9 protein-coding genes are annotated in these 11,488 nt (G+C 68.3%); 6 read left to right on the top strand and 3 right to left on the bottom strand.

Translation table 11 applies throughout. The features are described 5' to 3' along the window. Nucleotides 1-417 (top strand): hypothetical protein, encoded by a 417-nt coding sequence (locus O5I81_RS10040; RefSeq protein WP_271068807.1) that lies wholly within the window; start codon nucleotides 1-3, stop codon nucleotides 415-417. Nucleotides 418-464: 47 nt separating this feature from the next. Here the strand turns inward: O5I81_RS10040 and O5I81_RS10035 are convergent, their stop codons facing one another. Beyond that, nucleotides 465-2,321 (bottom strand): phosphoenolpyruvate carboxykinase (GTP), encoded by a 1,857-nt coding sequence (locus O5I81_RS10035; protein WP_271068806.1) that lies wholly within the window; start codon nucleotides 2,319-2,321, stop codon nucleotides 465-467. Nucleotides 2,322-2,551: 230 nt separating this feature from the next. Here O5I81_RS10035 and O5I81_RS10030 point away from each other — a divergent pair, with 230 nt between their 5' ends. From O5I81_RS10030 to O5I81_RS10020, 3 genes are all read left to right on the top strand, one after another. Then, nucleotides 2,552-4,666 carry an acylase gene (locus tag O5I81_RS10030; RefSeq protein ID WP_271068805.1) on the top strand — a complete coding sequence of 705 codons (2,115 nt, stop codon included), beginning with the start codon at nucleotides 2,552-2,554 and terminating at the stop codon, nucleotides 4,664-4,666. Between the two features lie 92 nt (nucleotides 4,667-4,758). Then, entirely contained in the window at nucleotides 4,759-5,979 is a 1,221-nt protein-coding gene (locus O5I81_RS10025) for an FAD-dependent monooxygenase (protein ID WP_271068804.1), read from the top strand. Beyond that, a complete protein-coding gene (locus tag O5I81_RS10020; protein WP_271068803.1) occupies nucleotides 5,979-6,329 on the top strand; it encodes a nuclear transport factor 2 family protein in 351 nt (116 codons plus the stop codon). The genes O5I81_RS10025 and O5I81_RS10020 overlap by 1 nt, the downstream gene beginning before the upstream one ends. 173 nt (nucleotides 6,330-6,502) lie before the next feature. On the opposite strand, the gene O5I81_RS10015 is transcribed toward O5I81_RS10020, so the two are convergent. Then, nucleotides 6,503-7,651, bottom strand: coding sequence for an acyl-CoA dehydrogenase family protein (locus O5I81_RS10015; RefSeq protein ID WP_271068802.1), 1,149 nt, complete (start codon nucleotides 7,649-7,651; stop codon nucleotides 6,503-6,505). A 66-nt stretch (nucleotides 7,652-7,717) separates the two neighbouring features. Then, entirely contained in the window at nucleotides 7,718-9,073 is a 1,356-nt protein-coding gene (locus tag O5I81_RS10010) for a pectate lyase (RefSeq protein WP_271068801.1), read from the bottom strand. Between the two features lie 145 nt (nucleotides 9,074-9,218). Here O5I81_RS10010 and O5I81_RS10005 point away from each other — a divergent pair, with 145 nt between their 5' ends. Continuing rightward, the gene (locus tag O5I81_RS10005; RefSeq protein ID WP_271068800.1) at nucleotides 9,219-10,085 is read left to right on the top strand and encodes a fumarylacetoacetate hydrolase family protein; all 867 of its coding nucleotides are present in this window, start codon (nucleotides 9,219-9,221) and stop codon (nucleotides 10,083-10,085) included. Continuing rightward, on the top strand, nucleotides 10,063-11,346 hold the full coding sequence (locus tag O5I81_RS10000) for an MFS transporter (protein WP_271068799.1): 1,284 nt from the start codon (nucleotides 10,063-10,065) through the stop codon (nucleotides 11,344-11,346). Before O5I81_RS10005 ends, O5I81_RS10000 begins: the two co-directional genes overlap by 23 nt. Nucleotides 11,347-11,488 lie beyond the last annotated feature (142 nt).

Below are 11,488 nucleotides of genomic sequence, written 5' to 3'. Positions count from 1 at the left end.
GTGGCGATCGCGCTCGGTCCTGTCAGCGCGACGGCGGCGGACCTGAATCCAAGGCCGGGTTGTGACGTCAGCGTCGTCTTCAAGGCTCGGAAGGGCAGCATCGACACCAGCTCCTACGAGCGGCTGCAACACTGGCTTCAACGGACAGATGAGATCTCGTCGTTCCAGGACGTCCAGACATCCGGCAAGGGCCGCAAGCTCTGCATGACCGTTCTGTCGCGCGAGGAAATCCGCCCCGTCTACAGGGCAGTCACCCTGATGGTGGATCGGTCTTTCGGCGGCGGCGCGCCGGTGAAAGTCGAGAACCGATTTGGCGGGCTCTATGAGCGCAAGCCGTACCGTTCCTGGGGCCCCTCCAGCCAGTTGCCTCGCAACAACGGGATCTCGGAGCGTCCCCCGCTGGGCAACCGGAACTGACAAGGGGGGCTGGCGAAGCCCGCCTTCCCCTTGTCAGAAACTGAGGATCAGGCCAGCGCCATCTCGCGCTCGTCGTCCCTGGCCTTGGTCCCGAGCCGCGTCATCAGCGCCTCGTACTGGCCCCACAGCGCCGCCGGCATGCGGTCGCCGAAGCGTTCGTAGAAGGCCGGGATCAGCGAGGCTTCCTCGCGCCAGACATCGGCGTCGACGCTGAGCAGGAGATGGAGCTTCTCGTCCGACAGGTCCAGACCCGAGACATCGAGCGAACCCTTGGCCGGCAGGCGGCCGATGGCGGTGTCGACGGCGTCGGCCTCGCCTTCCAGGCGGTCGAAGATCCACTTCAGGACGCGGCTGTTCTCGCCATAACCCGGCCAGACGAACTTGCCGCCGTCCTTGCGGAACCAGTTGACGAAGTAGATGCCCGGCAGCTTGGCCGGATCGGCGCCTGCCCCGACGCTCAGCCAATGGCTGAAATAGTCGCCCATGTTGTAGCCGCAGAAGGGCAGCATGGCGAAGGGATCGCGGCGCAGCTCGCCGACCTTGTTCTCGGCGGCGGCGGTGCCTTCGGAGGCGGTGTTGGAGGCCAGGAAGACGCCGTGCTCCCAGTCGAAGGCTTCCGTCACCAGCGGCACGGCGCTGGCGCGGCGGCCGCCGAACAGGATGGCGCTGATCGGCACGCCGGCCGGGTCGGCCCACTCGTCGGCGATGACCGGGCATTGGTCGGCGGCGACGGTGAAGCGGGCGTTGGGGTGGGCGGCCGGGGTGGCGCTGTCCGGCGTCCAGGGCTTGCCCTGCCAGTCGGTCAGGTGCGGCGGGGCCTCGTCGGTCAGGCCTTCCCACCAGACATCGCCGTCCGGGGTCAGGGCCACGTTGGTGAACACGCAGTCGCGGTTCAGGGCGTCGATGGCGTTCTTGTTGGTGCCGATGCCGGTGCCCGGCGCCACGCCGAAGAAGCCGGCTTCCGGGTTGATGGCGCGCAGCTGGCCGTCGGGGCCAAAGCGCATCCAGCAGATGTCGTCCCCAACCGTCTCGGCCTTCCAGCCGGGAATGGTCGGCTGCAGCATGGCGAGGTTGGTCTTGCCGCAGGCGCTCGGGAAGGCGGCCGCCACAAACTTCGAGACGCCCTTGGGGCTGGTCAGCTTGAGGATCAGCATATGCTCGGCCAGCCAGCCCTCATCGCGGGCCATCACAGAGGCGATGCGCAGGGCGTAGCACTTCTTGCCGAGCAGGGCGTTGCCGCCGTAGCCCGAGCCGTAGGACCAGATCTCGCGGCTCTCGGGGAAGTGGACGATCCACTTTTCCTCGTTGCAGGGCCACGGCACATCCTTCTCGCCCTCGGCGAGCGGCGCGCCGAGCGTGTGGACGGCCGGCACGAAGAAGCCGTTGGCGCCCATCATGTCCAGCGCCTGCTTGCCCATGCGGGTCATCACCCGCATCGAGATGGCGACGTAGGCGCTGTCGGTGATCTCAACGCCCAGGGCGCTGATCGGCGAGCCGATCGGACCCATGCAGAAGGGAACCACATACATCGTGCGGCCGGCCATGCAGCCGTCGAACAGGCCGTTCAGACGCTCGCGCATCTCGCCAGGTTCGGACCAGTTGTTGGTCGGGCCGGCGTCGATCTCGTTTTTCGAGCAGATGAAGGTGCGGCTTTCCACCCGGGCGACGTCGCGCGGATCGGAGGCGGCGTAGAAGCTGCCCGGACGCTTTTCGGGATTCAGACGCTTCATGGTGCCCGACTCGACCAGCCGGTCGGTGAGCAGGGTGAACTCCTCGTCCGATCCGTCGCACCAGTGAACCGCCGCCGGCTTGGTCAGGGCGGCGATCTCGCGCACCCAGGCGATCAGCTTGGCATGGTTGGTGGGAGCCTGGTCGAGACCGGGAATCGAGACTTCGCCGTCCATCACCGGCGTCCTCCATCTTGTTACTTTAGGCGCGCCGGAACCCTCTGATGTGGCCCCTGTCCGCGCCCTTGCGCCGGGACTGCCTAGCCCGCCAGGGGCCTGTGGGGCAAGGCGAAAGGGGCAAATGTGATGAAACGGCGACGGGTGACCCAAGGGGACGGGGGCGATCCGACGGCCTGTCGCCAATCATGTCCGGCGCCGCTAGGCTGGCGAAAAAGCGGGGGAAGCGGATGCGTTGGATTGTCAGGGGCCTGATCGGCCTTGTTGTTCTGGTGATTCTGGCGGCTGGAGCGCTGCTGCTCCTCGACCTGCCCCATCAGCCGGCCAAGGCCGACAGGGCCGCCCTGATCGCCCGAGCCGACCGCTACGATGTCCAGATCCGCCGCGACGACTGGGGCGTGCCGCACATCCTCGGCAAGACCAACGCCGACGCCGCCTTCGGCCTGGCCTTCGCCCACGCCGAGGACGACTTCGCCACCATCCAGGAGGTCACCCTGGCCACGCGCGGCAAGCTGGCCGCGCAGAACGGCCTGAAGGCGGCGCCGACCGACTACATCGTCGGTCTGCTGGGCGTCTGGAAGGCGGTCGAGGCCGGCTACGCGCGCGACCTGCCGCCCGACGTTCGCGCCGTGCTGGAGGGCTACGCCGACGGCATCAACCTCTACGGCGCCCAGCATCCCGAGCAGGTCGCGCCCGGCATGCTCCCCGTCACTGGCAAGGACATCGCCGCCGGCTTCGTCTTCAAGACCCCCTTCTTCTACGGCCTCGACGCCGAACTGAAGCGCCTCAACGACCTGCCCGCCGACCCGATGCCCAAGGGCAGCAACGGCGTCGCCGTCGCCCCGTCCCGCTCGGCCGACGGCGCCACCCGCCTGCTGGTCAACAGCCACCAGCCCTTCACCGGCGCGGTCGCCTGGTACGAAGCCGTGGTCGAGAGTGGTGAAGGCTGGCACGTGGCCGGCGGCTTCTTCCCCGGCTCGCCCTTCATGCTGCACGGCCACAACGCCGACCTCGGCTGGGCCAACACCGTCAACAAGCCGGACCTGATCGACACCTACCGCCTGGTCATCAACCCGAAGAACAAGAGCCAGTACCGCCTCGACGGCGCCTGGAAGGACTTCGAGCGCTCCGAAGCGAAGATGCGGGTGAAGCTGTGGGGCCCCTTGCACGTCACCGTGAAGAAGCCCGTCCTGCGCTCGGTCCACGGCCCGGTCATGGAGACCAAGGCCGGCCTCTTCGCCCTGCGCTTCGCCGGCATGGACGAGGTCCGCCAGCCCCTGCAGTACTGGCGCCTGAACAAGGCCCGCACCGCCGAACAGTGGCGCGCCGCCATGGCCCTGCAGGCCCTGCCCAGCATCAACTACATCTACGCCGACCGCACCGGCACGGTGGCCTATGTCTACAACGGCCTGTTCCCCAACCGGCCGGACGTCGCGGGCATCGACTGGCAGGGCGAGCTGCCCGGCGACCGCTCCGACCTTATCTGGCGGGGCTATTTGCCCTTCGACCGCGTCCCGCAACTGTGGTCGCCCAAGGGCGGCCTGGTCTTCAACGCCAACAACACTCCGTTCCGCGCCACCCCCGACGGCGACGGCCTCGACCCGCGCAGTTTCGCTCCGTCGATGGGCATCCAGACCGACATGACCAACCGCTCCTGGCGCGAGCTGGAAACCTTCGGGGCCGATACGTCGATCACGCCGGAGGAATTCCACACCTACAAGTTCGACGTCGCCTACAGCCCCCGCTCCCGGGTCGCCGCCATCGTCCGGGAGGCGCTGGCGCTGAAGCCCGGCGACGACGCCGAGCTGAAAGCCGCCCAGGCCCTGCTGCGCGGCTGGGATTTCCGCGCCGACCGGCAGAGCCGCGCCGCCGCCCTGGCCATCGGCACGGCCTGGGCCGTCGAGGTCGGCCCCAAGGATGGCGGTCCCCGCCCTGCCCTGCCGGCCGCCCTCCGGCAGACGGCAGCCAACCTGAAACAGCACTTCGGCCGCATCGATCCCGAGTGGGGCGAGGTCAACCGCCTGATCCGCGGCGACATCGACCTGCCGGTCGACGGCGGCCCCGACACCCTGCGGGCCATCTATGGCGAACCGGGCAAGGACGGCCGGCTGACCGCCGTGGCCGGCGACACCTTCATCATGATCGTCGAGTGGGACAAGACCGGCAGACTCTCCAGCCGGAGCGTCCACCAGTTCGGCTCGGCCACCCTCGACAAGCGCTCCAAACACTATGCCGACCAGGCCCCGCTGTTCGCGGCGCACAGGTTCAAGCCGGTATGGTTCACGGAGGATCAGCTCAGGGGTCACATCGCCGAAACCTACCGGCCCGGAAAACGCAAAAGCTGACGCCAAGTCACCATTGCGACCCGATGCAACCTGCGTAGGCTGACGTTCGCGTAAGGGCGGCGTCAGACCGGCTTCGACGTGGGAGAGACCAGATGGACCATGAGATCGTCATCGTCGGCGGCGGCATCGGCGGCTCGGCCCTGGCGGCGGTGCTGGCGGCGCGCGGCATGGATGTGCTGCTGCTCGAACAGAGCGAGGTGTTTGAGGACCGGGTGCGCGGCGAATGGATCGCCCCCTGGGGCGTCGCCGAGACCCAGCGGCTGGGCCTCTACGATGTGCTGATGGCGGCCGGCGGTCACCACCTGACCCGCCACATCACCTACGACGAAAGCCGCACACCGCAGGAGGCCGAGGCCAAGACCCTGCCGCTCGGCATGTTCCTGCCGGACGTGCCCGGCCCCCTCTGCATCGGCAATCCCCACCACTGCCAGACCCTGTTCGACGAGGCGGTCCGCCGGGGCGCCAGGGGCCTCCGCGGGGCGCGGGTCACCGAGGTGAAGCCGGGCGCCAACCCGACGGTCACCTACGTCCACGATGACGTCGAGAAGACCATCTCCTGCCGCCTGATCGTCGGCGCCGACGGCCGCACCAGCCAGGTCCGCGAGAAATCCGGCGTCGCCCTGCACCAGGACAGGCCGCACCACTGGTTCGCCGGCCTGTTGGTCGAGAACGCCCACGCCTGGCCCGACGACCTGCAGGCCATCGGCACCGAGGGCGACTTCGCCTTCCTCGCCTTTCCGCAAGGCCAGGGCCGCATCCGCCTCTACGGCAGCTATCACCTGGACCAGAAGCGCCGCTTCGCCGGCCCGGACGGCCCGCGCGCCTTCCTCGACGCCTTCCGCATGCAGTGCAGCCCACTGAACGAGGCGATCGCCCAGGCGATCCCGGCCGGGCCCCTGCTCAGCTACTTCAACAACGACAGCTGGACCGACACCCCCTACGCCGAGGGTGTCGTCCTGGTCGGCGACGCCGCCGGCTGGAACGACCCGATCATTGGCCTCGGCCTCTCGATCACCTACCGCGACGTCCGCATCGTCAGCAATATCCTGGCCACCGACGACTGGAACTTCGCGCCCTATGCCGAGGAGCGGGCCGAACGCCTGCGCCGCCTGCGGGTGGCGGCCAAGATCACCTCCGCCCTCGACGCCGAGTTCGGCGACGACGCCAAGGCGCGCCGCCGCCACCACTTCGAGCGCACCTCGGAAGATCCGATGCTGGGCGCCCACGGCTTCGCGGTCATGGCCGGGCCCGAGACCCTGCCCGCCGAGATCTTCACCGAGGCGCACGTCGCCCGCGTGCTGGAGACCCCCTGATGGATATCGAGGATTTCAACGCCCGCTGGCTGGCCGCCTGGACGGCCAAGGACGTCACCGCCCTGCTCGGCTTCTACGCCGAGGACTGCCTCTACAAGGACAACAACACTGCCGCCGGCATCACCGGCCACGCGGCGTTGAAGGGGTATCTGGAAGGCCTGTTCGCCGCGACCCCGCCGATGACCTACACGCCCGAGACGGTCTGGGCCATCGACGGCGGCTTCTGCGGTCGGTGGTACTGCGACATCGCCACGCCGGACGGCGTGACAAAGATGCGCGGCTTCGACCTGGTGATCCTTGAGGGTGATCTGATCATCGAGAACGAAGTCTACGTGCACATGCTGCTGTAGCACCGCCCTTCTCCCGCTTGTCGGGAGAAGGTGGCCCCCGAAGGGGGTCGGATGAGGGCAGCACCGGCTGTGGATGAGCGTCCCAGCGCCAACCTTCCAGGGCTGGCGCTGCCCTCATCCGACCGCTTCGCGGCCACCTTCTCCCGACGAGCGGGAGAAGGAACGGTGGTGAATCACCCGCCCCGCTTCATCGTCTCTCGAGCGATGACCAACTGCTGGACCTGGCTGGTCCCCTCATAGATCCGGAAAATCCGCACGTCGCGGTACAGGCGCTCGATGCCGTAGTCGGCCACATAGCCGGCCCCGCCGAAGATCTGCACCGCCCGGTCCGCCACCCGGCCGACCATCTCGGAGGCGTAGTACTTCGCCGCCGCCGCCTCGAGCACGATGTTGGCGCCGCCGTCGCGCTTGCGGGCGCTTTCCAGCACCAGGGCGCGGGCCGCCATGCATTCGGTCTTGCTGTCGGCGATCATGGCCTGGACCAGCTGGAAGTTGCTCAGCGCCTGGCCGAACTGCTTGCGCTCGCCAGCGTAGGCCACGCAGTCGGCGATCAGCCGTTCCGCCACCCCCACGCACAGCGCCCCGATGTGCAGCCGCCCCTTGTCGAGCACCTGCATCGCCACCTTGAAGCCCTCGCCCTCGGCGCCCAGGCGGTTCTCCACCGGCACCCGGACGTTGTCGAAGGTGATGTCGTGGATCTGCGCCCCGTGCTGGCCCATCTTCTTCTCGGGCGGACCAACGGTGATGCCCGGCAGGTCGGACGGCACCAGGAAGGCCGAAACCCCGCCGCCGCCCTTCACGTCCGGATTGCTACGGGCCATCACCGTGAACAGCCCGGCCTTGGCGGCGTTGGTGATGTAGCGCTTGGAGCCGTTCAGCACATAGGCGTCGCCGTCGAGGAGGGCCCGGGTCTGGACCGCGGCGCTGTCGGAGCCGGCTTCCGGCTCGGTCAGGGCGAAGCTGGTCACCGTCGTGCCGGCGGCGATACCGGGCAGCCATTTGGCCTTCTGCTCATCGTTGCCGAACATCACCAGCCCCTGGCTGCCGATGCCGACGTTGGTGCCGAATTCCGAGCGGAAGGCCGGGCTGGTGCGGCCCATCTCGAAGATCACCAGGCACTCGTCTTCCATCGACAGATCGAGGCCGCCGTATTCCTCGGGGATCGACAGGCCGAAGAGGCCCAGGTCGCGCATCTCGCCGATGATCGGCTCGGGCACCGCATTGGCTTCCGCCACCTGCGCCTCCAGCGGCCGCAGCCGCTCGCTGACGAACCGGCGGACGGTATCGACCAGCTGGTCGCGGGTTTCAGCATCGAGCGCCATGGCGAGGTCCCCAAACGTTTGTTCGGGGATCGATACGGCACGCGGCGCGACAGGGGAAGACTTCCCTTAAGTCCCCTTCGCCTTCGCCCCGGCGTCAAGCACGTCCGGCCGCTTCGGCGTCATGTCGAACAGGTTCCAGTCGTCCGGATTGAAGGGTTTCGCCGTCGGCTTCGGGTTCGGATAGCCGTGCAGGTCGTCCTGGCTGTCGATGATCGCCCCGCGCCCTTCGGCCGTGTCGCTGATCAGCTGCACGTCATTGGCGTCGCGGTCCCAGGGCCGGGCCCCGGCGCTGATCAGCACCGACTGCTGCACCGCCGACGCCGGCATGGCTTTCAGCCCCTCCGGCCACAGCATCGGCTTGCCCTTCTGGATGATCTTCGCCGGGCTGGTCGTATAGCGCCCGAACATCGCCAGCGGCCGTCCATAGCGATCCACGGCGATGTTGTCCTTGCCGTAGTACTCCAGATCGCCGTAGCCGCCGATCTCCAGGAAGGCGATGTGCTCGGCCGTGTCCATGCCGCCGCGCAGCACATTGCCCACCGCCACCAGCTGCCCCACCTGCCAGGGATGGTCGCCCCATTCCTCGGCCATCAGGTTGTAGTGGATGGCCCGCTGGCCCGGATTGTAGATCAGGTTGTTGACCACCACCCCGCGCACCCCGCCCTTGAACAGCGGATTGCGCTCGAAATTGTGGGCGTAGAGGTTCCCGACGATCAGGATGCCGGTGATGTTGTCGTGGATCAGGCTGCCCTTGGAATGCTCGATCTTGGCATGGGTCGAGTAACGCAGGCTCTCGGCGATGATGTTGTTCGAGAAGGTGATGTTGCGCGAGGTGCCGGCCCGCCAGTCGTCCGGCGTCTCGCCCACGAACCTGGGGCCCGAGGCCGACAGGTTCTCGTCCGTGCCCCAGGTCAGGCTGCAGTGGTCGATGATGATGTTGTAGCTGATCCCCTGGGTGGAGATGCTGTCGAAGTCCTTGCCGCTCTTCTTCGGAAAGCCGGCGTCGCCCGGCCGCACGCGGATGTGCTGCACGACCACGTCGTGGGTGGCCAGGTCGATGCCGCCGCGGATCAGGGTCACACCCGGCGACGGCGCCGTCTGCCCGGCAATCGTCAGGAAAGGCTCGCGAATCGTCAGGGTCTTGCCGCCCATGTCGATCACCCCGCCGACCTCGAAGACGACAATGCGCGGCCCCTTGGCCTCGACCGCCGCCTTGAAGGATCCCGGCCCGTCGCCATTTAGGTTCGTCACCCGGATGATCTCGCCGCCACGGCCGCCCGGCGTCTTCGCCGCCCAGCCCAGTGCGCCCGGAAAGGCCAGCGGCGGCGACGCCGACTCAGGCGTCTGCGCCGTGACGCCGCCGAGCGGCGCGAAACAGACCGCCAAACCCAAAACTATGACCACAAGCCGTTGTTTAAACACCGCTTTCACTCCCCATGGCGTCACCGCGTCGGCCTTTTCGCCGCCTGCCGATTGAAAATGACACCGGTTTCCTCTAGAGACAATCCCGACCCCGACAATGGGGCGCCGGCAAAGGCCGGGAAAGCTCTGGGGGAGGACCATCGGCTTGAAGCGATCGGCGGCCAGCACCGTGACCGGCGACAACAGCGCCGAGATCGCGCGCGCCTTCACCACCGCCCGGCGCGACGCCAGGCCCCTGCCCGGCTTCCCCGGCGCCATCCCCGCCGACCTCGCCGGCTCCTACGCCATCCAGGACCAGGCGCTCGATCAATGGGGCGAGGCCCCGGTCGGCTGGAAGGTCGGCCGCATCGCCCCGGACCTGCAAGGCAGGCTCGGCGAAGCCCGCGTCGCCGGCCCGGTGTTCGCCCGCAATCGCTGGCTCTCTATCCCCGGCCAGGTGCTCGACGTGCCGGTCTTCGTCGGCGGGTTCGCCGCCGTCGAGGGCGAGTTCGTCTATCGCCTGGGGGCCGACGCCCCGGCCGGCAAGACCGCCTGGACCGCCGCCGAGGCGCTGGACCTGGCCGATGGCCTGTTCGTCGGCGTCGAGATCGCCGGCAGCCCGCTGGCCACCATCAACGCGCTGGGCCCCCTCGTCGTGGCCAGCGACTTCGGCAACAACTGGGGCCTGATCCTCGGCCCGGCCATCGACGGCTGGCGCAGCCGCCCTTTCGACAGCCTGACCTGCCGCACGTCCATCGATGGCGCCCTGGTCGGAACCGGCTCGGCCGCCGACCTTCCGGACGGCCCGGCCGAGGCCTTCGCCTGGCTGCTCGGCCATTGCGCCGCGCGCGGCCGGCCGCTGAAAGCCGGTGACCTGGTCACCACTGGCGCCGTCACCGGCGTGCATGACATCGTCGCGGGTCAGACCGCGCGCATCGATTTTGGGGCTTTCGGCGAAATCCTGTGCCGGGCGAAACCGGCGGGGCCGATCGGGGAAGAGGAAACCACGCATGAGCAGCGCGACCGAGGCTGACGGGCCATCGCCTTCCATCAAGGTGGGCAACTACCGCTGGCTGATCTGTACGCTGCTGTTCGCGGCGATGGTCATCAACTACGTCGATCGCCAGATGCTGGGGGTGCTCAAGCCCACCCTGTCGGCCGAGTTCGGCTGGACCGAGACGCAGTACGCCGACATCATCTTCTGGTTCCAGGCCGCCTATGCCGTCTCCTACCTGCTGTTCGGTCGCTTCATCGACCGCATCGGCGCCCGCTGGGGCTTCGGCGTCGCCTTCCTGATCTGGCAGATCGGCCATATCGCCCACGCCGGCGTCAGCTCGCTCAGCCACATGATCGCCGCCCGCGTCCTGCTCGGCGTCGGTGAGGGCGGCGGCTTTCCGGGCGGCATCAAGGCCGTGGCCGAGTGGTTTCCCAAGAAGGAGCGCGCCTTCGCCACCGGCCTGTTCAACGCCGGCACCAACATCGGCGCCATCGTCACCCCGCTGGTGGTGCCGGCCCTGGTGCTGGCCTGGGGCTGGCAGGCGGCCTTCGTCGTCACCGGCCTCGCCGGCCTGCTGTGGCTGCCGATCTGGCTGATCGTCTATCGCCGTCCGCGCGAGCAGAAGGCCCTCACGCCCGCCGAACTGGCCTGGATCGAACAGGACGCCCCGGACCCGGTCGAGAAGGTCGGCTGGCTGAAGCTGCTGACCATCAAGGAAACCTGGGCCTATGCGCTCGGCAAGTTCCTGATCGATCCGATCTGGTGGATGTTCCTCTTCTGGCTGCCGGACTTCCTGTCCAAGAAGCACGGCCTCGACCTCAAGACCTTCGGCATCCCGCTGGTCTGCATCTACCTGCTCAGCGACGTCGGCAGCGTCGGCGGCGGCTGGATGAGTTCGGCGATGATGAAGCGCGGCATGAGCCTCAACGCCGCCCGCAAGACGGCCATGCTGATCTGCGCCCTGCTGGCGGTGCCGGTCTGCCTCGGCGCCGTGGTCGACAACCTGTGGATGGCGGTGCTGATCATCGGCGTGGCGACGGCGGCCCACCAGGGCTTCTCGGCCAACCTCTACACCCTGCCCTCGGACGTCTTCCCGCGCTCGGCGGTGGGCTCGGTGGTCGGCATCGGCGGCATGGTCGGGGCCTTCGGCGGCATGGCCATGGCCAAGTACGCCGGCTGGGTGCTCGACAAGATCGGAAGCTACACGCCCATCTTCGTGGTCGCCGCCAGCGCCTACCTGCTGGCCCTCGGCGTCGTCCACCTGCTGACCCCGAAGATGGAGCCAGTGAAGCTCTAGCCCTCCCTCCCCGAATGGGGAGGGCAGACGCGCGGTTACGCGCGTCGGGTGGGGAAGTCGGTCACTGACTTCACCGAGCAAGCACTGAGAAGCCCAACCGGCCGGCAGCGGTGGCCCACTTCCCCACCCGGCGCGCAACGCG

Source organism: Caulobacter sp. NIBR1757 (assembly GCF_027912495.1).
Classification (GTDB): domain Bacteria; phylum Pseudomonadota; class Alphaproteobacteria; order Caulobacterales; family Caulobacteraceae; genus Caulobacter.
The sequence above is the reverse complement of the archived record's forward strand: the minus strand, read 5'-3'. Positions and strand labels throughout refer to the sequence as shown.